The sequence below is a fragment of the Collinsella aerofaciens genome (assembly GCF_041537385.1).
GTDB classification, from domain to species: Bacteria; Actinomycetota; Coriobacteriia; order Coriobacteriales; family Coriobacteriaceae; genus Collinsella; species Collinsella aerofaciens_BV.
The window spans coordinates 171,541-195,549 of sequence record NZ_JBGORS010000003.1; the positions used below are offsets into that span (position 1 = coordinate 171,541).

A 24,009-nucleotide genomic window follows, 5' to 3' on the forward strand; every position below is an offset into this window, starting at 1 on the left:
ACCATGGTTCATATCGTTGTTTAAACGACTAAGGGAGTAGACACCATGGAAGAGGCCTATCGTCAAGCACGCAAGCGCGGCGAGCAGGGACGCCGTCGCGCCATCAGCCAAAGCGAGCACCCGTACCTCACGGACCTCGACAGTTTGGTTGCTCAGCTCCCCTTAGGTCAGCGAGAGAATGTCGGCCTGCGGGATATTCCGCTCGAAATGGTCGTCGGCACGGTTACCAAGGGCCGTCAGTCTGCCTTTTCGTGCAACTTTATGCCCCTGTTGCCATTTAGCACCGAGTTCGCCCGCAAGTGGTCCAACCTCTACGACATCCAGGTGACCGAGGGCTATCGCGACCCCATCATCGTCACCGAGTTCATGCATCGGTTCTACGTCCAAGAGGGCAACAAGCGCGTCAGCGTCCTCAAATTCCTGGACGCCCCGACGGTTTCGGCCAAGGTCACCCGCCTCTACCCCGGAAAATGGGATTCCGTCGAAAGCCGCCTCTATGGCGAGTTCTGCGCGTTTTGGCGCGTCTGCCCCCTATACGAGATCGAGTTCTCGCGTGAGGGAAGCTACGAAACGCTCGCCAAGATGCTCGGTCAGAACCTTATCGAAAAATGGCCGCAGAATAAGGTCGACTACCTGCGCCACACCTTCCTGCTCTTTAAGCGCGCCTACCTGCGCGCCGGCGGCGACCATCTGGACATTACGCCCGCCGACGCTATGCTCGTCTACCTCAATGTGTACAACCAGGACCGCCTGCTGGATACGCCGACGGATATCGTCGTAAACCGCCTGTGCAAGATCTGGCGCGAGCTGGTCATTGCCGGCAAAAATGACGAGGACAAGGTCGATCTTGTCGAAGCACCGAGCGTCGATGAGGAAGAGGCGCCCGCCAAGTCCACCTCCGGCGTGCTCAGCTTCTTTATGGGCAAGACCGTCTACTCGGCGGCCAACCCCCTGCGCATCGCCTTTATCCATGAGTTCCCCTGTGCGACATCGAGCTGGGACAGCCTGCACGACCAAGGGCGTCAGTATCTCGATGAGCACTTTGGCGGTATCGTGCGCACCGAGGCGTTCGAGGACTGTCACAATCCGGACGTGTTCTACGCCGCCGTGGAAACGGCTGTCAAACATGGAGCTAACGTCATCTTCTCGACCTCGCACCGCCTGATGGAATACACGCTCAGAGCTGCCGTTGAGTATCCCCAGGTGCGGTTCCTTAACTGCTCTATCGGCCTTCCCCACCAAAGCGTCCGTTCGTACTTTGGCAAGATGTACGAGGCCAAATTTCTCTTGGGCGCCCTTGCCGCCAGCATGGCAGATAACCACCGCATCGGTTACCACGCGTCGGTCTTCGCCTCGGGCGCGCTTAGCGAGATCAACGCCTTTGCCATCGGCGCCTCGCTGCTCGACCCCCGCGCGCAAATTATCCTGACCTGGGGCGATGTGCCCGCCGGAGGCCTTGCCGAGGCCATGTGCCGCGAAGGCGTGAGCGTCATGACCGGCGCTGACATGTCAAAGTCGCTCGTAGACCCTACGGCCTACGGACTCCACCGCCTGGTCGATGGCAAGGTCGTCGGCATCGCCATGCCGGTCTGGAACTGGGGCCGATACTACGAGCTTATCGTGCGAAGCCTGCTGCATGGCACCTGGGATGAGACCAGTGACGACAGCCAGATTCGCGCCGTCAACTACTGGTATGGCATGAGCTCGGGCGTCATCGACATTCGCTACGCTCCGGGCCTGCCCTATCAGACGCGCAAACTGGTGCAGCTGCTCCGCAATGGCATCGTCGAGGGCTCCATCAATCCATTTGGCGGCGAGATTCATAGCCAAGACGGCGTGGTGCAGATCGAGGGCTTTCCCCCACTGCCGAGCGCGCAGATTGTCGAGATGAATTGGCTGGCGGACAACGTGGTAGGCACCATTCCGCAGCTCGACGATGAGCCGGGAGTTACCGCCCTATGAAGATCCTTGCCATAGCAGATACCGAAGAACGATGCCTTTGGGAGTGCTTTCGCAAGGAGCGCTTTGAGGGTGTCGACCTGATTCTGTCTGCCGGCGATCTGGACCCGGACTATCTTGAGTTTTTGGTCACCGTCATCAACAAACCGCTCATCTACGTTCGCGGCAACCACGACGACCGCTACGCACGTCATGCACCGGGCGGATGTATCTGCGTGGAAGACAGCGTGTACACGTACCGAGGGATTCGCATTGCGGGCCTTGGCGGGTCCATGCGTTATCGCGACGGCGCCAACATGTACACCGAACGCGAGATGTCCAAGCGCATGCGTAAGCTGTCGCGTAAGGTTAGGATGGTCGGCGGGTGCGACATTCTGCTTACCCATGCACCCGCCGCCGGTATGGGTGATCTGGATGATCTGCCGCATCGAGGGTTTGAGTGCTTTAACACAGCGCTTGAGTCCTGGGGGGCCGACTACATGGTGCATGGGCATGTACACCAAAGCTACGGTTACGATTTTCAGCGCGAGCGGCAGCATGTGTGTGGAACGACGATCATCAACGCCTGCGGCTATACGCAGTTTGAGCTCGACCAGACGCGCTACCCCATCCGCGGATGGCAGGCAGCCTGGCTCAATTCGCAAACCATGCGCCGCGAGCTCAAACGCCACGATGCCATCGAGTCCTCTACCGCCAGAACACCCTGGTAACCACCTCAAAGGGGACACTGTCCCCCTTGAGGTGGTTTTACCCCGAGATAGCAAGAAACCCGGTCCTGCGCAGGGCAGAACCGGGTTTCTTTAGCAATGCTTGCTGTACTCAGGCAGTAACTAAAAGTTACTCAGCCAGGAAGTCGCGCTGGACAGCGGGATCGACCTTGACGCCAGGGCCCATGGTGGAAGACACGGAGATGGACTTGACGTACTTGCCCTTAGCAGAAGAGGGCTTGACGCGCAGGATCTCGGTGTACAGGGCAGCGTAGTTCTCGACGAGCTGCTGCTCAGAGAAGGACTTCTTGCCCAGGGGCACGTGGCAGATGCCGTAGCGGTCGGCGCGGTACTCAACGCGGCCAGCCTTGAGCTCGGAGACCATCTTGGCGACGTCCATGGTCACGGTGCCGAGCTTGGGGTTCGGCATGAGGCCACGGGGACCAAGGATCTTACCGATGCGGCCAACCTTGGCCATCATGTTCGGCGTAGCGATAGCGGCGTCGAAGTTGATCTCGCCCTTCTGGATCTGGGCGACGAGCTCGTCGGAACCGATGATGTCGGCGCCGGCGGCCTCGGCCTCGCGGGCCTTCTCGCCCTCGGCGAAGACGGCAACACGAACGGTCTTGCCGGTGCCGTGGGGCAGGGAGATGGAACCACGGATGTTCTGGTCAGCCTTACGAGTATCGATGCCCAGACGGAAGTGGGCCTCGACGGTCTCGTCGAACTTGGCGGTGTCGAGCTCCTTGATGAGCTTGGCAGCCTGAAGGGGGGTGTAGAGCGTGGCGCGGTCGATCTTCTCGGCAGCGGCGTTATAGCTCTTACCATGCTTAGCCATGTGCATTACCTCCTGTGGTTAAACGGGCGTGAGCCCTCCCACATCATATCGTGTGCCCTATTGCACACATTCAACGGGCACCCCGGTCGGAGCACCCGTCGTTACCTAAAGAAATCGCTACTCAGCGATGGTGACGCCCATGGAACGGGCGGTACCGGCGATGATCTTCTTGGCGGCGTCAATGTCGTTGGCATTGAGGTCCGGCATCTTGATCTCGGCGATCTTGGTGAGCTGCTCCTGGGAGAGCTGACCAACCTTGTCAGCCTGGGGCTTAGCGGAACCAGACTTGAGGTTCAGCTCCTTCTTGATGAGGTGAGCCGCCGGCGGGGTCTTGGTGATGAAGGAGAAGGACTTATCCTCGAAGACAGTAATCTCAACGGGGATGATGTCGCCCTTCTTGTCCTGCGTCTCGGCGTTAAAGGCCTGGCAGAACTGCATGATGTTCACGCCAGCAGCGCCCAGGGCGGGGCCGACGGGAGGAGCGGGGTTAGCTGCACCAGCAGGAATCTGAAGCTTAATGACGTTGGCAACCTTCTTCTCAGCCATGGTCATTCCTTTCGAATCACGAGTGTGAAGTACTTGCTATATCGTAAGCACGCACGTGTTAGAAGCACTCCTGAGATGAGCAGTCACAGAAGAAGCACGCTCGCGCGAACGGACGAAAACTTAAGCGATGACAGCGACCTGGTTAAAGTCGAGCTCGACCGGCGTCTCGCGGCCAAAGATCATCAGCGTGACCTTGAGCTTGCCAGCCTCGGTGTTAACCTCGGAGACCTTGCCATCAAAGTCGGTAAGCGGGCCATCGGTGACGCGGACGGACGTGCCGACCTCAATATCAACCGACGTACGCTTGGGCGAATCGCCCTTACCGGGACGACGAGTCATCTTGTTGTACTCGTCGCGGGAAAGCGGAGCGGGCTTACCGTTGCCACCCAGGAAACCGGTGACGCCAGGCGTGTTACGAACACACGTCCAAGCATCGTCATCCATCTCCATGCGGACCAGGACATAACCCGGGAAGATCTTGGAATCCTTGGTCTCGCGCTTGCCACCCTCTTTAATCTCGGTGACACGCTCCATAGGAATCTCGATATCAAAGATACGGTCCTGCATGCCCATAGTCTCGATGCGATGCTCGAGATCGGACTTAACGCGGTTCTCGTATCCAGAGTAAGTGTGAACGACGTACCAACGCTTAGACATGGTTTAGCCCCTCAATCCAGAGAACAGAGCAAGAGCCTCGCCAAAGCCAGCATCGAGCAGAGCGATGACGACACCGACGACGACCAGAGAAGCGCAAACGACAACCGAGTAGTTCACGAGTTCCTTCTTGTCGGGCCACGTAACACGCTTCATCTCGGACTTGACCGAAGCGAAATACTTCTTGGTGCGGGCGAAGAAACCAGGCTTCTCGTTCTTCTTGGACTTCGCAGCCTTATCGTTCTTCTTGGCAACGGCCTTCTTGGCCTCAACCTTGGAGTTGGCGGCAGCGTTGTTGGCAGGCGCCTGCTGCTGGGCCTTCTTCTTGTTCTTCTTGTTGGCCATTTGGGTTACCTCCGCGCAATGCGCTTATACATGAGTAAACCGTAAGCCCCCAAATGGGAGCTTACGGAATAATGACTGGCACGCCAGGAAGGACTCGAACCCTCAACACTCGGTTTTGGAGACCGATGCTCTACCAATTGAACTACTGGCGTATATGACTAGAGACTAGCGAGTCTCTTTGTGCAGCGTGTGGTGACGGCACCAGGGGCAATACTTCTTGATCTCCATACGATCAGGCATGGTCGACTTGTTCTTGGTGGTCGTATAGTTGCGGCGCTTGCACTCAGTGCACGCAAGAGTAACTAGAGTACGCATGTATCCTGAACCTTTCATTTCCGCCCCGTACGGGCACGAGTTGTTACTTTATCAGCTCCACGTAAGTGCTGTCAATGAAAACCTCGAGTCAATTGGTTCTCGGTGGATCCATTCATATTTGGAACACATCAATGAAGCCATCGAGATCTAATCGACGGTGCATCCAGGACCATTATCGATCCTCTCGACACCAGCAACGGCTCAATATCCATTGCAGAAAAGAACCCGGCACCCATATAAGTGCCGGGTTCTCTAAGTCAGCTATATCAAAGAGCTAATTTACTCAATGATCGTGGAGACGATGCCCGAACCGACGGTGTGGCCACCCTCGCGGATAGCGAAGCGCAGGCCCTCCTCCATAGCGATCGGGTGGATGAGGTCGCCCTCGATGGTGATGTGGTCACCAGGCATAGCCATCTCGGTGCCCTCGGGGAGCTTGACCGTACCGGTAACGTCGGTGGTACGGAAGTAGAACTGAGGACGATAACCATCGAAGAACGGGGTGTGACGGCCGCCCTCCTCCTTGGTCAGAACGTAGATCTCGCCGGTGAACTTGGTGTGCGGGGTAACCGAACCGGGCTTGCAGAGAACCTGGCCGCGCTCGATGTCCTCGCGCTTAATGCCGCGGAGCAGCAGACCGACGTTATCGCCAGCCTCGCAGAAGTCCATGGACTTACGGAACATCTCGATACCGGTAACAACGGTGTTCTGGGTATCCTTGATGCCGACGATCTCGACGGGCTCGTTGAGCTTGAGCTCACCGCGCTCGACACGGCCGGTAGCAACGGTACCACGGCCGGAGATGGTCATAACGTCCTCAACGGCCATCAGGAAGGGGAGGTCGTTGTTACGAGCAGGCGTCGGGATGTACTCGTCGACGGCCTTCATGAGCTCGCGGATAGCGTCCATCCACTTGGCGTCGCCCTCGAGAGCGCCCAGAGCGGAACCACGGATGACGGGGATGTCGTCGCCGGGGAAATCGTACTCGGAGAGGAGCTCACGGGTCTCCATCTCGACGAGGTCGATGAGCTCGTCATCGTCGACCATGTCGCACTTGTTCAGGAAGACGACGATGTAGGGAACACCGACCTGACGGGCGAGCAGGATGTGCTCGCGGGTCTGAGCCATGGGGCCGTCGGTAGCGGCGATGACCAGGATAGCGCCGTCCATCTGAGCAGCACCGGAGATCATGTTCTTGACGTAGTCAGCGTGGCCCGGGCAGTCAACGTGAGCGTAGTGACGGGCAGCAGTCTCGTACTCGACGTGGGAGACGGAGATCGTAATGCCGCGCTCGCGCTCCTCGGGAGCCTTGTCGATGTTCTCGAACGCAGTGAAGTCAGCCTTGCAGCCCTCGGTCTCGGAGAGAACCTTGGTGATGGCGGCGGTCAGCGTGGTCTTGCCGTGGTCGACGTGACCAATGGTGCCGATGTTAACATGCGGCTTAGTGCGCTCAAACTTCTCTTTGGCCATAAAGCCCTCCTCTTAACAGGTCGTCCCCGGACGGGACTTTGCCTTTATACCATAGTGGCCTCTCAACATACTATTGAGAAGCCACCGTGTTACCTATGGTAGCGGTGACTGGATTCGAACCAGTGACGCCACGGGTATGAACCGTGTGCTCTAACCAACTGAGCTACACCGCCGGATGGAGCCTGCAACCAGACTTGAACTGGTGACCTCTTCGTTACCAACGAAGTGCTCTACCGACTGAGCTATACAGGCACTTGACGGGTGGGAGCTATAGGATTCGAACCTATGTAGGCAGAGCCAACGGGTTTACAGCCCGTCCCCATTAACCACTCGGGCAAACTCCCAATCGTTCAAGTATCCGCAGGTTCTTTGGTCTTTTGGACCGCCGCCCCCGCGAACGAAGAAGATAATACGATGCCACCTTGGGGGCTGTCAACGAAAACCTCTAAATACACGGTGCCGGGCGTATCTATATGCTTTTGACCTGCGATTTTGTTGGGTTTGGATATGAAGGATGGTGGATTTGTATGTAGCGGTGACATTTCCCAAGGGAACACTTTGGCGTAGTGGAGTAAGCCTGCAGAATATTACTTCGATAACGACTCATTTGCACCTATATATAGGTCGAGATCGGGCTTACCCGGATCGATCGAGCGTGGATAATCTCCCGTTTGAAATCGAGCGTGGATAATCTCCCGCTCTTAGCGCGGCTCTAAGGCCAAAGTGGCAAATTATCCACGCTCATTCTCCAGGCGGGAGAACTATAGAGCCGCAACTACTCGGGCCAGGCCAAAGTAGACCCATAGAGCGGCTCACCCTTGGTGCAGGGGTAGCGACTCAAGTAACACGACGATAGCAAGTCGAAGAAATAAGTCATGGCATATTTCGAATAAACGCCGAGTCGGTCAATTCCGTTTCCCGCATTACCAAGACGATATACACGGTCAAAAGACCTCGATTTGTCATCGTTGCTAAACGCAGTAATTAGAATCTTCCTGCCCGAACGGCAATCAAGATACTCACGCGCCTGTGACGCAAATAGCCCGGAGACCGATACGAGAATTATCAATGACTGCGAAGCGTCTCCCATGTTTTTCAATTCCGCGACGTTAGCCCCAGCAACTATGCGAACTATCTTGCCCGCATAAAACATTTCCTGCTGAAATCGTACGAGATTGGTGCTCACATTATTGGTGCACCAGATTTCAACGTTTTTATGACCATCAATTTCGTCGGCAAGGTGCTTAATAGCGATATCGGACACGCCGCTTTCAACCTCAGCGAACATCTCGATCATGCGAACGTCGAGCTCTGCCCTGTACTCCTCGTAGCCAAATTCCTCCTCTCGATGGCTTAAGTCGCTTGGAAAGACTGATTGAGTAAATGATTCTTTCAAATCGCTAAGAGACTGGTAGCCCAATCGATTGCAGAAACGACGAACAGCGGAACGGGTCACGAATGCATCGCGGGTTATTGCGGCAACATTGATTTCGCTCGAACGCCTAATGTGAGCGATGAGATATCGAGCGATGGCGGCATCGTTTGACCCAAACTCGCTGTTGATGATGGAGCTAATGCGATTGAGCACATCGAAGTCATTGATATTCACGTGATCCCTCTTTCCGCTCTCCTCGAAATCATGGTTCATTTATTGAATCAAACAGCTTTGGTCGTTCTCCTATGATTCAAATCAGTTGACGTCATCTTAATCGTAATTCCGCCACACGTATCCACCGTGTTGAATGATGGAAAGGGGATTCATGGGCAACGTGAACAACATGCCGTTTCTCTGGGGTTCCGCTACGGCGTCTTATCAGTGCGAGGGTGCCTGGAACGAAGACGGCAAAGGCCTTGGCGAGTGGGATTTCTTTAGCCACACAAGCAATAAGAACATCAACCATGTTGACGGTGATGTATCTTGCGACTTCTACCATCGCTATGAAGAAGATATCCGCATGATGAAAGAAGGCGGACAAAACACCTATCGCTTCTCTCTTTCATGGAGTCGAATCATCCCCACGGGTATCGGCGAAGTGAATGAAGAGGGTATCGATTTTTATAATCGGGTCATTGATTGCTGCCTCGAAAATGGCATAGAGCCCAACGTTACGCTGTTCCATTACGATCTGCCATTCACGCTTGCTTGCAAAGGCGGATGGCTGAACAACGACATGGCAGAGTGGTTCTGCAAATACGCCAAGATTTGCTTTGAGCGCTTTGGAGACCGCGTCAAAATCTGGGCTACCGTTAACGAGCCGCATTTCTACAGCTACTGCGTAAACATGTTGGGCAACTATCCCCCCAATCGATCACTCGACGTTCAGTCGTACATGCAGTTTCAGTACAACCTGATGCGCGCAAGCGCACTCGCAGTCCGAACATATCGTCAAATGGGCTACGACGGCATCATCGGCGCCGTCCACGATGGCGGCGTTGTCGAACTCGACCCGGCAACCGAGCACCCTGATGACGTATTTCGATACGCAGACTTTTTCGCCAATCGCATGATTCTGGCACCAGCGCTTCAGGGTCAACTGCCGCCAGAAATGGACGAAATCCTTGAAAAACTTGGCGTCTCGCTCTATCGATCCCCAAATGACGTAGAAGAATTCAGAGACGGTAAAGTCGATTTTATTGGACTCAACGTGTATTGCCGAGAGTATGTAACCGACTGGCACGGTGGAGAGCTTGCCGTTTCGGCGAACAATAAGGGCGGTTCGAGCAGAAAGGTCGAAGGAAAATGCATTGCGCCCTTGTTTGAAAGCGCCCGCGACAGCAATGTTCCCCGCAATAAATGGGGCCGCGAAATACTCCCAGGTTGCATGTATTCAACCATCATGGATGTCCACGAGCGCTATGACGCGCCCCGCATCTTTATTACGGAAAACGGACATGGCGCCTATGAGCAACCAGACGCAGACGGAATGATCCACGATGATGACCGCATCGAGCTTCTGGGCCAGTTCATCGAGCACATGATGAGGGCTAAGCGCGACGGCGCGCGCGTTGAGGGCTACTACCTCTGGTCGACGATGGATCTGTATAGCTGGATCAACGGCTACGAAAAACGATACGGACTTGTCCATATCGACTTCGAGAACAATCTGGAGCGCACCCCCAAAAAGAGCTGGTATTGGTACCGAGACCTTATCTCGAAGTATCAGGAGCAGGAAGGTTAGGAGAAAGAGATGAAATATCAGGCAATGTCCGAAACAGTCCTAAAGGCTGTTGGCGGCAAAGAGAACATTACATCGGTAACTCATTGTGCGACGCGCCTTCGCATCGACGCACGAGACACCTCGATCATCGATCTCCAGCTCGCCAAATCGGCCGATCAGGCGCTCGGGGCAGTAGTCAGCGGTGGCCAGCTTCAGGTGATCATCGGCCCCAACGTCACCGAGGCTTACAACGACTTCCTCGACTTCGCGGGAATCGAAGTCGGCGGTGGCACGGTTGCCGATGATGCCCAAACCGCCAAAGACCTTGCAGAAGGCATTAAAAGCGGTAACACCGCCATGGGCTTGATTGAGAAATTCGGGAACGTCTCTGCACAGGTATTCATGCCCATCGTCCCGGCGCTCATCGTTGGCGGACTCATTCTTTCGATCAAGAATCTCCTGGTCAATTATTGCGGATTGAGCACCGATAGCGGAACCGCCCAGGTCCTGTTGGCGATCTTTAGCGCTTCGTTTAGCTTCTTGCCCGTTTATCTTGGTTATCAGCTCGCAGCCGTCATGAAGATGCAGCCCATCATGGGCGCATTGCTGGGCGCGATCATGATCAGCTCGTCCATTAGCGGTGCCGAGGGTCTCGACTTTCTTGGTATTCCCATCCCGACGAACGACTATTCGAGTACGGTAGTGCCCATCGTACTGGGCGTTGTATTCATGTACTTTGTCGACCGCGGCCTTCAGAAGATCATTCCCGACGTTACCAAACTGTTCTTGAAGCCGCTGCTCACCATGATCATCGTCGTGCCCGTCGAGCTGATTATCCTTGGCCCCGCCGGCAGCATGATGGGCTACGCGCTGAGCGATGCCGTCACGTGGCTTATGGACAACGTGGCATTTATCGCCACTCCGATCCTGGCAGCCCTTAACCCCTATTTCGTCATGCTCGGTCTCGATAAGGCTTACATCGCAATCGAAGTTACGAGCCTGGCGCAGCTCGGTTGGGCACCCATTATCTTTGGATTCATCTCGAACCTCTGCATTGGCGGCACGAGCCTCGCCCTGGCAACTGCCATGAAGGGAAACAAAGAGAAGAGGGGTATGGTCACCACGGTTGCCGTCACCGCACTCTGTGGCGTAACCGAGCCCGCGTTCTACGGTTGCCTCATCGAGCGTCCCCGCCTGCTTGTCGGCACGGCAATCGGCGCGCTCTGCGCTGGACTCCCTGCAGGCATCTTTGTTCTGAAAGAGTATGTTGCGGGAGCATGCCCCGGCCTTCTTTCGGCACTCATCTTTATCGCTCCCGATGGGTCCATGGGCAACTTCGTGCTGGCATGCGTTGTCGCCATCATCGCCATCGTCGTCTCCTTCATCGCTGCACGCGTGATCATCAAGAAGAACCCCAGCTATATTGAGTAGATGCCCGCTGTTTGCATTGGGGACATCCTCGGCAGATCATTAGCAAGAACCCAAGAAGTTCCTTAGGAGCTCGATTAATCCATTCGGATTCCTGAGGCACAAACGACCCCGATTCCACAATGAAATCGGGGTCGTTGTTTCTAAAGTCGTCGATAGACAATCGGTGTTTACCTTAGCTCCCTATTCAAGTTAATTATCCACGCTCGTTCTCCGGTCGGGAGATTTTCTTCGCTCGCGTGTCCAGAAATCCACGCTCGAGCAGGACATCCAGGTCCGCACCCGCCCTTGTCTCGATCTGTAACAGCAAGAAGCCTATTCCGCTTCTACATGTTACAGATTGAGATATTCCTAAAACACCCTAAATTTCATCTCAATCTGTAACAGTTAGATGCCGAATATCGGTCTTGGTGTTACAGATTTAGACAAACTAGAGGACGAGACAAACCAAAAACGGGATGGGCGCCAAACCCGCCGACTTACCGACATAAATAGAAACGGGCCCTGTCCCATAAGGAACAGAGCCCGAAACTCTCATGGAGCCAGTGACAGGAATCGAACCTGCAACCCACTGATTACAAATCAGTTGCGCTACCGTTGCGCCACACTGGCACACTTGGCGCTTTCGCGCGAAGCCTGTTAAGAATAAAGGAATTGCGGACGAGGCGCAACAGACCCTTCACCCGACCACATCTCAAAACTATTCGCCAGAACGAATAAGTTTTATCTGTTCGCCAAAACAAAAAACTATTCATTTTGGCGAGACCGACCTGCAACCCACTGATTACAAACCAGTTGGTTGGTCAACCGAGAAAGCAGCCCCATTGAAGGTCTACCTACCTCCCGCGAAGGGCCTTGAGCTTGGCCAGGGCATCGGGGCTCAGGCGACTGCCCAGAGTCATCTTGATCTGCGGAGCTTCCTCTGCCTCGTGAACGTCGTTATCGATCTGTTTGATCTCGTCCACCAGCATGCGGCTCGAGATGCGCGTGACGCCCTTGCCCATGACGACGGCCTGGATCGTGCCGTCGCTCGACACCACGGAGCACGCGCGGCCTTCCTCGCGCGCCTCGATGCAGAGCTTCTGCACCACGGTATCGGCGGAGACGCCCGTCGGCGAAAACTCGATACGCACGCCACGGGCCGGCAGGTTGGGGCGCTCGCTGGAGATATTGCCCGCACCGTCGAACACGATCACGGCCTCGTAACGGCCCTGGGCAAACGCCGCAACATCGTTGATGAGCGCGGTGCGCGCCATATCGTGGACGTCGCTGGAATATGGATCGTCGGAATGGTCGTAGACGAGCTTTTCGTAGCGCGGCGTGCAGTGAATCACGTTGTAGCCGTCGACCACCAAAAGCTCGGGCTTGTTGGAGTGCACCGTCGAGACCGGGTCAGCGATGGCCTGCGCAAACGCATTGCCGCCCACGCCATAGGTCGCGGCCGAAACGATCGGCTTGGCCGAGCCCTCGCCAAAGCGCTTGGCCTTGGACTTGGCGCGGTTCTTCTTGGACATGCGCTACTCCTCCCCCATGAGCTCGCCGGCATTGCGGCGCAGCCACTCAAAGCACAGCGCGGTGGTCGCCTGGGCCACATTGAGACTCTCGGTCATGCCGCGCTGGGGAAGCTTGGTCAAAAAGTCGCATTTCTCAAGCACCAGACGCGAGATGCCGTCGCCCTCGGAGCCCATGACGAGCGCCACGCGGCCCTCGAAGGGAGCATCCCAGCAGCTGCCCTCGGCGTGCTCGGAGGCGCCGCCCACCCAAAAGCCAGCGGCCTTGAGGTCATCGAGCGCTCGGGCAATGTTGGGAACCTGCGCGATGGGCAGGTGCATGACAGCGCCGGCAGAGGTCTTGTAGCTGCCGACGGTCACACCGGCGGCGCGCTTGTTTGCAATGATGACGCCCGCCGCGCCCACGACCTCGGCAGAGCGCACGATGGCGCCAAAGTTGCCGTCGTCGGTCACATGGTCGAGCACGACGACGAGCGCCGGTCCGTCACCCGCGCGGTCGAGAATATCGACGACATCGGCATAGGGGAAGTTGCCAACCTCGAGCGCGATGCCCTGGTGAGCGCCATGGCTCGACAGCGCATCGAGCTGCGCGCGCGGCACATACTTAATGCGGACACCCGCGGCGTTGAGGTCGTCGACCAGGCGCGACAAGGCAGCATCGCGCTCCCCGCCCTCGGCGATGAGCGCGCACTTGACGGGAAAGCCGGTGCGCAGGGCCTCGGCGGCAGCACGGCGACCTTCGATAAACTCGCCCTTGGGGACCTGAATGTTGTCGCGGTTGCGATCTCGCTGCGGACGCGCAGCCTGGGCTTGGGAGCGCTCGCACTGGCCCTTGGAAGCGACAGCGCGGTCATTGCGGCGAATCGGACGCGAGCCAGAAGCAGCTTGCTTACCTCCACGCGGTGCACGCTTGCGATTGTCGGCCATAAAACGGCCTCCTTTAAAAAATTTTTCAAACAAGACAAAAGAAGCGACCGCTTAAGACGAATAGCTCAAGCGGTCGGTACGGGTTTTCCAAGTGCCCGAGATTGCCGTGAAAGAGGAGCGACGCGTACTTGAGTACGCGAGCGACGGTTTGAACGGCAAGGTCGGGTGCTTGGGAAACCCGCGGGGATTAGAGAGTCTTAATACGGGTGCCGGCGGCAGTATCCTCGATCGTCAGGCCCAGGTCCTTGAGCTGGTCGCGGATGGCGTCTGCCAGATCCCAGTTCTTGGCGGCGCGGGCCTCGGCGCGGGCCTCGAGAATCTTGGCAGCGGCCTCGTCCACGTCGTCGCCCGTGTAGGCGACCAGGCCGGCGGCAACGCCCAGCAGACCCAGCGGCAGCTCGACCTTGGGCTCGGGGAGCTCAACGCCAAATGTGTCGAGCAGCTCAACCAGCGTATCGGCGGCAGCAAGCGCAGCGGCCTTGTCGGCAGCATCGCCCGCCTGCTCCAGGTACTGGTTGCACTCGGTCACAAAGCCAAAGACAGCACCCATGGCACCGGCAGTGTTAAAGTCGTCGTCCATGCACTCCTTAAAGGCGGCACGGGCCTCGGCGGCCTTAGCGGCAAACGCCTCGGATGCTGCCTCATCGGCATCGGCCGTCGCATGGTTCGCGGCCCAGCGCAGGTTCTCGACCGTACCGGCAATGCGTGTGAGCGAGTTCTCGGCACCATCTAGGCGCTCCCAAGAGAAGTCAAGCGGCGAGCGATAGCTCGTCTGCAGCATCAACAGGCGCAGGGCGGCAGCGGAGTGCTGCTCGAGGACCTCGGCCAGCGTAAAGAAGTTGCCGATCGACTTGGACATCTTCTCGCCGTCTACCAGCAGCATGCCCGTGTGCATCCAGGTGTTGGAGAAGCCCTGGTGCCAGGCGCAGGTGGCCTGGGCGCACTCGTTCTCGTGATGCGGGAAGGCAAGGTCGGAGCCACCGCCGTGGATGTCGATCGGAGTGCCCAGGTAGCGATGCACCATGGCAGCGCACTCGGTGTGCCAACCGGGGCGGCCCTCGCCCCAGGGGCTCGGCCAGCTGGGCTCGCCGGGCTTGGCAGCCTTCCACAGGGCAAAGTCGAGCGGGTCGTTCTTATCCTCGTTCTCCTCGATGCGCGCGCCAACCATAAGGTCGTCGATGTTGCGGCCCGAGACCTGACCATAGTTGGGATCGCTGCGCACGGCAAAGTACACATCGCCGTTATCGGCTGCGTAAGCGTGGCCCTGCTCGATAAGCGTCTTGATCATGGCGATCATGGGGCCGATCTCCTTGGTGGCGCGGGGACGCACATCCGGGTCGAGCACGTTGGCGGCGCGCATGACGCCGATGAACTTATCGGAGAACTCCGTCGCGACCTCGGCGGCCGTGCGGCCCTGCTCGTTGGCGCGCTTGATGATCTTGTCATCGACATCGGTGAGGTTCTGGGCGAACGTGACCTCGTAGCCGCTCACGATGAGCCAGCGACGAATCACGTCAAAGCTGATGAACGTGCGGGCATTGCCGATGTGGATGTTGTCGTAGACCGTGGGGCCGCACACGTACATGCGGACCTTGCCGGACTCGATGGGCTGGAACTCTTCCTTTTTATGGGTAGCGCTGTTGTAGATACGCATTCGTTACTCCTTAACGGTTTTCTGTAGCAGGCAGACGGCCCAGGCGCCGATTCCCTCGCCCTGGCCTTCCCAACCGAGCTTTTCGGTCGTAGTGGCGGCGACGCCCACGTTTTCGACGTCAACGCCCAGGGCATGGGCAAGGTTGGCGCGCATGGCATCGCGGTGCGGGGTGATCTTGGGTTGCTGACAGGCAATGGTGCAATCGGCATCGACAAACTCGAAGCCCAGCTCGCGCGCATAGTCCATCACGCGAGCGAGCAGCACCATCGAGTCGGCGCCCTCATAGGCGGGATCGGTGTCGGGGAATAGCTTGCCGATGTCTCCCCCGCGGCAGGCGCCCAGAATGGCGTCGGCCAAGGCGTGCGCGAGCACATCGGCATCCGAGTGGCCCAGCAGGCCGCGCTCGTAGGGAATGTCGACACCGCCGATGATACATCGACGCCCCTCCACCAGACGGTGAACGTCGTAGCCATGGCCAATGCGCAGGTTACTGAACATGGGGAAGGTCCTCTCCCTCGGCCATGCGGCCAAGCAGAATCGCGGTTACGGGACGCAGGTCCTCGGGCACCGTCACCTTAAGGTTATCGCGCGGGCTCTGGACGCAGCGGACGCGCCCACCCATGCGCTCGACCAGCGACGAATCATCGGTGCCGATAAAGCCCTCGGCAATGGCTGCAGCATGGGCGCGCTTCATAGCATCGACGCTAAAGATCTGCGGCGTCTGCGCTGCCCAGTAGAGCTCACGCGGCGGCGTCTCGACGATATTGTCGCCATCGACGATCTTGAGCGTGTCGATCGCGGGCTGGCCGCACACGACACCGTCGAGGGCACGGTCGCTCACGAGCACGTCGATAGCGTGGTCGATGGCCTCGGTCGTAATGAGCGGACGGGCGCCATCGTGAATGGCGACGTATTCAAAGCCCGCCGGAACCGCATGCACGCCGGCACGGGTAGAATCCTGACGGGTATCGCCGGCATCGGCAAAGCTGATGGGCGTGTCATAGTCAAACGGGTCGATGGCCAGGCGGCGCATCTCGGCACGACGCTCGGCAGGGCAAACCACGACGATGTGGCCGACCTTATCGCTACGGTCAAACGCGCGGATGGACCAGCTCATAAGCGGACGGCCCGCTACATTGACGAGCTGCTTGCCACCGGGGTTACCAAAGCGCTGGCCGCTGCCACCGGCAACGACCACGGCGCATACGGGCACCATTATGCGTTCCCCTGTTTGGTGCCCTTCATGCGGTACAGGGAGTCCGCAAGAATGGCAGGGTTGTTGACGCCAAAGTCGCCCAAGCGCTCTGGATCCTCGCTGATGTCGTCCATGAGCTCCTGCAGCGAGCCATACTCGTCGACGATCTTCTCGGCCACGCCGTCGCGCACGACGGACACGCGCGAAAGCGTGCGCAGGCCCAGTGGTGTCATGACGGAGTCCTCGTCCAGGTCGTCGTAACCCAGAACCGCCGCCACATGCTGCGGGTCGGACAGGTCCTTAGGCGTCATGCGAGCGAGCTCGGCGCGAATCTTCTCGGCGTTGGCCTCAGAGGAATCGCTTGCGTAGTCGCGGATCATCAAGTCGTATTCGGTATCCATGCTGGAGCCCGCGAGCTGCTCGAGCTGCATCTGCACGAGCTTGCCCTGGTTACCCAGCTTGACAATGCAATCCTTAAGCTCGGTCTTTGCCTGCTGCATGATCTCGAAGCTCGAGAAGATGCCGGTGATGTCGGCGAGCGTGACGTAGTCGTCGAGCTCAAGGGCCGTCAGGCGCAGCAAGGAGCGATCGAGCGACTGACGGGTAGTCTGGAGCGTGGCGACGAGCTGGTTGACCGAGCTCATGATGGTGGTGACGGGCTGGATCTCGTAGCTCTTGCCGTGAACGTACACGTTGACGACGGCACGACGGGCCGAGACCGAGATCACGATGGCGTCGGTGAGCACCGACATACGAGCGGCGGTGCGGTGACGCATGCCTGTCTCGCTCGTGGCGAGCGAGGGATCGGGATTGAGATGGAAGTTGGCGCGCAGGATCTGAGTGAGGTCGCCATCGATAACGATGGCGCCGTCCATCTTGGAAAGCTCGAACAGGCGGTTCGAGGTAAACGAAATGTTGAGCGGGAAGCCGTCGTTACCAGCAGCGAGCACGTTTTCGGTGTCGCCGACGCAGATAAGAGCGCCCAGGTGACCAGCAATGATCATGTCGAGGGCGGTGCGGATCGGCTGGCCAGGTGCCGTCAGGCGGATGGCCTGTTCCATACGCTTTTGCAGCTCGTTCTTATCCAAGGCATCGCTCCCATCGTATACGCTCCATAAACGTCAATAAGTTTCTCACGGTTTGCCTCTGTGACGCCCGCAAAATCCGATGCTTACAGAATGAGCGAACACAGCTTAGGTAGCTCATTTGGGACGGGATCTTTTGACCACCCATGTGGTAGCATCGAGTCTCATATAAATGAGGGAGTAGTCGTGTAATCGGGCCCGCCCGCAGAGAGGGAGCCAGACTATGGGGCTCGCAGAGCTCGTGTTGCTCGCCGTTGGCCTTTCGATGGACGCCTTTGCCGTTTCCATCTGCAAGGGCCTCGGCATGAAAAAGATCAACCTTAAAGTCGCCGTGGTGCTCGGCCTGTTCTTTGGCGGCTTTCAGGCCGGCATGCCCGTAATCGGATGGGCGCTCGGCAGTCAATTCATGGGCATCATCGGACCCATCGACCATTGGATCGCCTTTATCCTTTTGGCCTTCATCGGCGGCAAAATGCTGTGGGAGGCCTTTACCGAGGACGAGGATGAAGGCGACGGCAAGGATGCCGAAAAGATTGACCTGGGCGAATACCTGATCCTCGCCATCGCCACCTCAATCGACGCGCTCGCCGTGGGCATCTCATTTGCCGCGCTCTCGGTCGACATCGTGCCCGCCGTATCGCTTATCGGCGTCACAACGTTTATCTTCTCCGTCGCCGGCGTAGCGATCGGCCACACCTTTGGCGCGCGCTACGAAAAACCCGCCACCATCGTGGGTGGCGTCGTACTCGTCCTCATCGGGCTTAAGATCTTGCTTGAGCACCTTGGGATCCTCGCACTGTAACGAATAACGGCCGCCCGGCATTACGCCAGGCGGCCGTTTTTATAGCCAGCCGTTTTAGAGCGGCTTAACCAAGGCGACCTTTACGCAGCGAGGCGCTTGAGGACGTCGATGAGCAGCTCGTAGAAGCGCTCGGCAGAAGCGAGCTCCATGCTCTCGTCCGGGGTGTGGACATCGGAGAGCGTCGGGCCCACGGCGATGGCGTCCAGGCCGTGCAGGGCCTCGGCAAACAGGCCGCACTCAAGGCCGGCGTGAATGGACTCGATGCGCAGCTCAGAGCCAAAGAGCTCGCGATAGCTCTCGACAAAGACGTCGCGGACCGGCGAATGCTCGGCATAGCTCCAGCCGGGATACTCGAACTCGAACTTGGCGTCGAAGCCCAAGACATCGGCCAGCGTCTGGAGGCGGTCCTTGAACTCGTTCTGCAGCGAGGTGATCGAGGAGCGCGGGGACAGCATGATCTTGACCTCGTTATCGGAGGTGGCGACCACACCGATGTTGGAGGAAACCTCGACGGAGCCGTCGGTGGCGACGTTGCGGCGAATCACGCCGTTAGGGGCAAGACGCAGGGCGCGGATGAGGGCAAGCGCGGACTTCTGGTCCATGGCCTCGACCTCGGCGTCATCGGCAATCTCGACGGTGCAGGTAAAGCCGGGGTCGAAGACCTCGAGCTCGGCGGCGACGTCGGCGATGATGCCCTTTGCGATCTGGGCCGCGGCCTCGGCGGCGGCGTGGTCGGCGTAGACCAGAACAGCCTTGCACTCACGGTTGATGGCGTTGTCCTTAGTGCCGCCGTTAAAGCTGACGATGGCGGGCTCGCCGGCGACCATCAGGCGGTCGATGATACGGGCCATGATGAGGTTGCCGTTGCCGCGCTCCAGGTTGATGTCGGAACCGGAGTGACCACCCAGCAGGCCGGAGATCTCGAGCGTAAGGGTGCTGCCGGTCTTGTGCTCGCGCGCGATCGGGCAGGTGTAGGTAACGACGACGCCGCCGGCGCAGCTGACGGTGGCAACGCCCTCTTCCTCGGAGTCAAGGTTAATCATGGTGCGGGCGCTAATCTGGGACTTGTCGAGCGTCTCGGCGCCGACCAGGCCAGTCTCCTCGTCGGTGGTGAATACGCACTCGAGGGCGGGGTGAGCAATCGAATCGTCGTTGAGCACAGTAAGCATCAGAGCGACAGCAATGCCGTTGTCGGCGCCCAGGGTGGTGCCGTTAGCGGTGAGGACGCCGTCCTTGACGACCAGGTCGATACCATCGGTCGTAAAGTCGTGCTCAACAGAGCCCAGCTTGTCGCACACCATGTCGATGTGGCCCTGCAGCATCACGGTCGGGGCATTCTCGGCGCCGGCAGAAGCGGGCTTGCGAATGATGACGTTGTAGACGTCGTCCTGGTACACATCGAGGCCGCGCTCCTTGGCAAACGCAACCAAGAAATCGCTGATGCCCTTCTCGTTGCCAGACCCACGGGGGATCGCGCTGACCTCCTCAAAGAAATGGAACAGCTGGGCGGGCTCATAGCCGGTGATCTTGTAATCCATGGTGCCTCCTTGGCGCAACTGGTTAGACAGTAAGACATGCGACTTGTATATTCCCAGACTTTGCGTGCATAAACCAGTCGAAAACGCCGAGCGCCCTTGCATCATCGGCTAACGGTGGGGAGACGCCACTTTATTATGATAAAGCAGGTTAGACGGGCCGCGCCGAAGGGACATTGGACCCTTCAACCAACCTCAACGCTTGATCAACGTTTATGCATACGCCATTAGTATGTTTAATGAGATTTACTTTGAACGAAGGGCCCTTTTCAACAGAAAAAAGGGCGCTCCTTTGGAACGCCCTCGTGGACACAAGGTTTTGTTACGCCCTACAGCGCGCCAGAGCCGGCTTGCATCATGCCGCCGGGGCCCGAGGTCACGCCGCCGCTCACGGGCGCGGCGTTGCCAGTGTGCGGTGCCGCCGGGGCGGTATCACCACCGAGCGTGCCCGCCGGACGCGGTGCCGGGATCTCGCCCGTGCCGTGGCTAAAGACAAACTTGCCATCGGCCACGTCGCACAGGACGGTATCGCCCTCGCCCCACTCGCCGGCCAGCAGCTCCTCGGACAGCGGGTCCTCGATGAGCTTTTGAATAGCACGGCGCAGCGGACGCGCACCGTTGGTGAGGTCGGTGCCCTCGGCCACGATCTTGTCATAGGCCGCATCGGTGAGCTTGATGTTCATGCCGTTGGCAATCAAACGCTGACGCAGGTCGTCCACCAGCAGGTGCGCGATCTTGGTGAGATTCTCGCCCGAGAGCTTCTGGAACACCACGATGTCATCGATGCGGTTGAGCAGCTCGGGGCGGAACAGGCGCTTGAGCTCGCCCATCGCGCGGCCGCGGATCTCACTCGAGGTGAGGCCCTGCTCGCCGGTGGTGCCAAAGCCAACGCTCGCATCCTGTGCGATCTCGCGGGCGCCCACGTTGGACGTCATGATGATCACGGTATTGCGGAAGTCGACCGTCTTGCCCTGGCTATCGGTCAGGCGGCCCTCCTCCAGCACCTGCAGCAGGATGTTGAAGATATCGGGGTGCGCCTTCTCGATCTCGTCGAACAGCACGACCGAGTACGGGTGGCGACGAACGGCCTTGGTGAGCTGGCCGCCCTCGTCGTGACCGACGTAACCCGGAGGGCTGCCGATGAGCTTGGAGACCTCGAACTCGCTACCGAACTCGGACATGTCGAAGCTGATGAGCGCGTCCTTGCTGCCAAAGAGATACTCGGCGAGCGTCTTGGCAAGCTCGGTCTTGCCCGTGCCGGTGGGACCCAGGAAGATAAAGCTGCCGCCGGGGCGACGCGGGTCCTTGAGCGGCGAGCGGCTGCGGCGCACGGCCTTGGCAACGGCCTCGACAGCCTCATCCTGACCGATGATGCGCGTCTTGAGCACGCTTTCGGCCTGCAGCAGGCGACGGCTCTCGCTCTCGGTAAGCGAGGACACCGGCACGCCCGAAGTCACGGACACGATGTCGGCGATCTGACTCACATCGATGGTGAGTGGGCTGGCGTCGAGCTCGGCGGTCCAGGCAGCCTTGGCCTCGGCGAGTTCAATCTCGGCAGCCTTCTGCTGCTCGGTGATCTCGGCGGCCTTGTTCATGTCGTCGCTCTCGGTGGCCTCCTGCGCGGCGGCCTTGAGCTCCTCGATGCGATGCTCGGCCTCGCGCACCGGCTCGGGCGCGCGATTCGCGGCGATGCGAGCGCGGGCGCCGGCCTCGTCGATGAGGTCGATGGCCTTATCGGGCAGGAAGCGATCCTGGATGTAGCGGTTGGAGAGGTTCGCGGCGGCCTCGATGGCACCCTGTGTATAGCGTACGTGGTGGTGCTCCTCGTAGCGCGGCTTGAGCGCGGTCAGGATCTTGACCGTATCCTCGACGCTCGGCTCCTCGACATCGATGGTCTGGAAGCGGCGCTCGAAGGCCGGGTCCTTGGTGAGGTACTTGCGGAACTCCTCGGCCGTGGTGGCACCGATGATCTGGAAAGCACCGCGCGCGAGCACCGGCTTGAGCATGGAGCTCGCGTCGATGGAGCCTTCGGCGGAACCGGCACCGATGATGGTGTGCATCTCATCGATAAACAGGATGACGTCGTCGGCCTCGGTTGCCTCCTGGATCACGTTCTTGAGGCGCTCCTCGAACTCACCGCGATACTTGGCGCCCGCAACGAGACCCGGCAGGTCGAGCGTCCAGATATTCTGGTTCATGAGGTTCTCGGGCACGTTGCCGGCGGCGATCTGCTGGGCCAGACCCTCGACGATGGCCGTCTTGCCCACGCCGGGATCGCCCAGGATGAGCGGGTTGTTCTTGGTGCGGCGCGAAAGAATTTCCATCATACGCTGGACTTCCTTTTCGCGGCCGATCACCGGATCGAGTTCGCCGTCGCGCGCCTTCTGCGTAAGGTTGGTCGCGAACTGCTTAAGTGTATCGGTACCGCTCCCCTTTTGCTGGGAGGCATCCGAGCCGCTAAAGAACGGCAGGCCCGTACCGGGACGACCAGCACCGGCGCCAGCGAGCGGACGCTTCTTATCCTGGTCCTTGGCGGTGAGTTTCTCGATAGCCTTTTTGATGGAGGCGGACGACACGCCCAGGCGCATGAGGATGTCCATGGCCATGCCGTTGCCCTCTTCGACGATGCCGATCAGCAAGTGCTCGGTCGACACGTAGGTCTGGTTGTTCTCACGCGCCACGCGGAATGAACGCTCCATCACGCTAATGACGAGCGGCGTAAAGGCGAGCTTGGCAGCCTCGGTCTCCTCACTGGGCTCGGGAACCGTGGTCTGGACCTCTTTGAGAGTATCCATGATGTCATCGTAGGAGATGTCGAGCGAACGCAGTGCCTCGGCGGCAATGCCCTCGTCCTCCTTAGCGAGTGCGAGCAGCAGGTGCTCGGTACCCACCTTATTTGAGTGAAGATCGAGCGCTTCTTGCTTGGCCATGGACATGACCTTGCGCGCGCGATCGGTAAAACGGTCTAACATGCTAGTTCCTCTTAGACGAGCTAGTTTTTTTCAAACGCAAAGCGCCGCCCCGCGGCAGCGCTTTGGTCTCTTTACCCATATGGAGTATATGTTAACCGTTGGGACCTTTCCCGCCCGTAGCCGCGCGACAACGTCTACAAAAAAGGAATTGCTCGGGTCCGTTTGGCGGTTTGGTTTTGAGCTGCTGTCTAGCAGGCGGGCTCGGCGTCCATGCTCTCGGCAACGTCATTGACGGCATCGGCAACGGGAGCGCCCGGCATGCGCACGAGCTCCATGTGCGGCTCTTCAAAGACGGTTCCCATGGGGAAGGCGCGGCGGAAGACAAAGCGAGCAACCGGACCGGCCACCAGCAGGTTCCAGGGCAGGGCCATGATAAAGTTGCGCGGAATGTTAACGAGCCACATCATCGGCAGCAGCTGCAGGTTGGCGAGCGGGCCGCCGGGCATGTGGAATAGGCCCTCGCACGCACCGTAGAGCGACATGATGATGACCATAGGAACGACCATGCAGGAGCTGACGGCGAGCGTCATGGCAAGCGGCGAGCTCTTGCCCGGCGTGACCAGGAATTTAAAGGCGAAACCCTTGGCAAGGGGGCTGGCAACAAACCAGTCGCAGCACATGGCAAAAACGTAGGCAACGGGGAAGCCGAGCCACGCGGCGGCAACAACCTCGCCGTTGATGGCCCCATGCTGCAGGGCAACGTTGTAGATGCTCATCCAAAGCACCATGCAAAAGCACATGATAAAGGTGAACAGCAGGCTCTCTCGTTTGTTGATAGGCATAAAGGGCAAAATCCTTTCTGTGTTACGCCGCGGTACCACGCAACAAAAACGGGCGGGCAAGATGGAGCTGTTGGGACTTCATCTCGCCCGCCCGTGGCACGTGCGTCTGCGACTACTTATGTGGTG

At 58.7% G+C, this 24,009-nt stretch carries 21 protein-coding genes and 5 tRNA genes; 5 read left to right on the forward strand and 21 right to left on the reverse strand.

Going from position 1 to position 24,009, the window contains the following annotated elements:
• The first annotated feature begins 45 nt into the window (after positions 1 to 45).
• A complete protein-coding gene (locus ACEG18_RS05970) occupies positions 46 to 1,962 on the forward strand; it encodes a BMP family ABC transporter substrate-binding protein (protein ID WP_372541727.1) in 1,917 nt (638 codons plus the stop codon).
• A complete protein-coding gene (locus tag ACEG18_RS05975) occupies positions 1,959 to 2,669 on the forward strand; it encodes a metallophosphoesterase family protein (protein ID WP_006234987.1) in 711 nt (236 codons plus the stop codon). The genes ACEG18_RS05970 and ACEG18_RS05975 overlap by 4 nt, the downstream gene beginning before the upstream one ends.
• A 127-nt stretch (positions 2,670 to 2,796) precedes the next feature.
• Here ACEG18_RS05975 and rplA read toward each other — a convergent pair whose 3' ends face one another.
• From rplA to ACEG18_RS06030, 11 genes are all read right to left on the reverse strand, one after another.
• Positions 2,797 to 3,504 carry a 50S ribosomal protein L1 gene (rplA, locus tag ACEG18_RS05980; protein WP_022093892.1) on the reverse strand — a complete coding sequence of 236 codons (708 nt, stop codon included), beginning with the start codon at positions 3,502 to 3,504 and terminating at the stop codon, positions 2,797 to 2,799.
• A 117-nt stretch (positions 3,505 to 3,621) separates the two neighbouring features.
• Positions 3,622 to 4,050: a 50S ribosomal protein L11 gene (gene rplK / locus ACEG18_RS05985; RefSeq protein ID WP_152067404.1), complete on the reverse strand. Its 429-nt coding sequence runs from the start codon at positions 4,048 to 4,050 to the stop codon at positions 3,622 to 3,624.
• A 120-nt stretch (positions 4,051 to 4,170) separates the two neighbouring features.
• On the reverse strand, positions 4,171 to 4,707 hold the full coding sequence (gene nusG / locus ACEG18_RS05990; RefSeq protein WP_099432095.1) for a transcription termination/antitermination protein NusG: 537 nt from the start codon (positions 4,705 to 4,707) through the stop codon (positions 4,171 to 4,173).
• Between the two features lie 3 nt (positions 4,708 to 4,710).
• A complete protein-coding gene (gene secE / locus ACEG18_RS05995) occupies positions 4,711 to 5,049 on the reverse strand; it encodes a preprotein translocase subunit SecE (protein ID WP_372541730.1) in 339 nt (112 codons plus the stop codon).
• A gap of 76 nt (positions 5,050 to 5,125) precedes the next feature.
• Positions 5,126 to 5,201: transfer RNA gene (locus tag ACEG18_RS06000), tRNA-Trp, on the reverse strand.
• Between the two features lie 13 nt (positions 5,202 to 5,214).
• On the reverse strand, positions 5,215 to 5,364 hold the full coding sequence (rpmG, locus tag ACEG18_RS06005) for a 50S ribosomal protein L33 (protein WP_022093895.1): 150 nt from the start codon (positions 5,362 to 5,364) through the stop codon (positions 5,215 to 5,217).
• A gap of 279 nt (positions 5,365 to 5,643) precedes the next feature.
• Complete coding sequence (gene tuf, locus ACEG18_RS06010) at positions 5,644 to 6,834, reverse strand: elongation factor Tu (protein ID WP_035137538.1); 1,191 nt, start codon at positions 6,832 to 6,834, stop codon at positions 5,644 to 5,646.
• 96 nt (positions 6,835 to 6,930) lie between these two features.
• Positions 6,931 to 7,007 (reverse strand) — tRNA-Met (locus tag ACEG18_RS06015).
• A 3-nt stretch (positions 7,008 to 7,010) separates the two neighbouring features.
• Positions 7,011 to 7,086 (reverse strand) — tRNA-Thr (locus tag ACEG18_RS06020).
• A gap of 10 nt (positions 7,087 to 7,096) precedes the next feature.
• A tRNA-Tyr gene (locus ACEG18_RS06025) sits at positions 7,097 to 7,178 on the reverse strand.
• A gap of 431 nt (positions 7,179 to 7,609) precedes the next feature.
• Complete coding sequence (locus tag ACEG18_RS06030) at positions 7,610 to 8,443, reverse strand: MurR/RpiR family transcriptional regulator (RefSeq protein WP_372541732.1); 834 nt, start codon at positions 8,441 to 8,443, stop codon at positions 7,610 to 7,612.
• A 151-nt stretch (positions 8,444 to 8,594) separates the two neighbouring features.
• On the opposite strand from ACEG18_RS06030, the gene ACEG18_RS06035 reads away from it, so the two are divergent.
• Both ACEG18_RS06035 and ACEG18_RS06040 read left to right on the forward strand, forming a co-directional pair.
• Positions 8,595 to 10,013, forward strand: a complete 1,419-nt coding sequence (locus ACEG18_RS06035; RefSeq protein ID WP_372541734.1) for a glycoside hydrolase family 1 protein — start codon at positions 8,595 to 8,597, stop codon at positions 10,011 to 10,013.
• 9 nt (positions 10,014 to 10,022) lie between these two features.
• Positions 10,023 to 11,423 (forward strand): PTS transporter subunit EIIC, encoded by a 1,401-nt coding sequence (locus tag ACEG18_RS06040; protein WP_117646058.1) that lies wholly within the window; start codon positions 10,023 to 10,025, stop codon positions 11,421 to 11,423.
• A gap of 534 nt (positions 11,424 to 11,957) precedes the next feature.
• Here the strand turns inward: ACEG18_RS06040 and ACEG18_RS06045 are convergent.
• The 7 genes from ACEG18_RS06045 to disA all read right to left on the reverse strand — a co-directional run bounded on the left by ACEG18_RS06045 (position 11,958) and on the right by disA (position 17,768).
• A tRNA-Thr gene (locus ACEG18_RS06045) sits at positions 11,958 to 12,032 on the reverse strand.
• Between the two features lie 224 nt (positions 12,033 to 12,256).
• Positions 12,257 to 12,934: an NYN domain-containing protein gene (locus tag ACEG18_RS06050; protein ID WP_006234978.1), complete on the reverse strand. Its 678-nt coding sequence runs from the start codon at positions 12,932 to 12,934 to the stop codon at positions 12,257 to 12,259.
• Between the two features lie 3 nt (positions 12,935 to 12,937).
• Complete coding sequence (gene rlmB, locus ACEG18_RS06055; protein WP_372541736.1) at positions 12,938 to 13,858, reverse strand: 23S rRNA (guanosine(2251)-2'-O)-methyltransferase RlmB; 921 nt, start codon at positions 13,856 to 13,858, stop codon at positions 12,938 to 12,940.
• 187 nt (positions 13,859 to 14,045) lie between these two features.
• Positions 14,046 to 15,512, reverse strand: a complete 1,467-nt coding sequence (gene cysS / locus ACEG18_RS06060) for a cysteine--tRNA ligase (RefSeq protein ID WP_372541738.1) — start codon at positions 15,510 to 15,512, stop codon at positions 14,046 to 14,048.
• A gap of 3 nt (positions 15,513 to 15,515) precedes the next feature.
• Positions 15,516 to 16,010, reverse strand: a complete 495-nt coding sequence (gene ispF, locus ACEG18_RS06065; protein WP_006234975.1) for a 2-C-methyl-D-erythritol 2,4-cyclodiphosphate synthase — start codon at positions 16,008 to 16,010, stop codon at positions 15,516 to 15,518.
• Positions 16,000 to 16,728, reverse strand: a complete 729-nt coding sequence (ispD, locus tag ACEG18_RS06070) for a 2-C-methyl-D-erythritol 4-phosphate cytidylyltransferase (protein WP_372541740.1) — start codon at positions 16,726 to 16,728, stop codon at positions 16,000 to 16,002. The genes ispF and ispD overlap by 11 nt, the downstream gene beginning before the upstream one ends.
• Entirely contained in the window at positions 16,728 to 17,768 is a 1,041-nt protein-coding gene (gene disA, locus ACEG18_RS06075; RefSeq protein ID WP_006234973.1) for a DNA integrity scanning diadenylate cyclase DisA, read from the reverse strand. Before disA ends, ispD begins: the two co-directional genes overlap by 1 nt.
• 247 nt (positions 17,769 to 18,015) lie before the next feature.
• Between disA and ACEG18_RS06080 the strand changes: the two genes are divergently transcribed.
• Positions 18,016 to 18,594 (forward strand): manganese efflux pump MntP, encoded by a 579-nt coding sequence (locus ACEG18_RS06080; RefSeq protein WP_372541742.1) that lies wholly within the window; start codon positions 18,016 to 18,018, stop codon positions 18,592 to 18,594.
• Positions 18,595 to 18,674: 80 nt separating this feature from the next.
• Here ACEG18_RS06080 and ACEG18_RS06085 read toward each other — a convergent pair whose 3' ends face one another.
• The 3 genes from ACEG18_RS06085 to ACEG18_RS06095 form a co-directional block, all read right to left on the reverse strand.
• A complete protein-coding gene (locus ACEG18_RS06085; protein ID WP_372541744.1) occupies positions 18,675 to 20,132 on the reverse strand; it encodes an aminoacyl-histidine dipeptidase in 1,458 nt (485 codons plus the stop codon).
• Between the two features lie 326 nt (positions 20,133 to 20,458).
• Positions 20,459 to 23,101, reverse strand: coding sequence for an ATP-dependent Clp protease ATP-binding subunit (locus tag ACEG18_RS06090; RefSeq protein WP_372541746.1), 2,643 nt, complete (start codon positions 23,099 to 23,101; stop codon positions 20,459 to 20,461).
• Positions 23,102 to 23,289: 188 nt separating this feature from the next.
• Positions 23,290 to 23,883: a DUF2798 domain-containing protein gene (locus ACEG18_RS06095; RefSeq protein WP_372541747.1), complete on the reverse strand. Its 594-nt coding sequence runs from the start codon at positions 23,881 to 23,883 to the stop codon at positions 23,290 to 23,292.
• Positions 23,884 to 24,009: the final 126 nt, after the last annotated feature.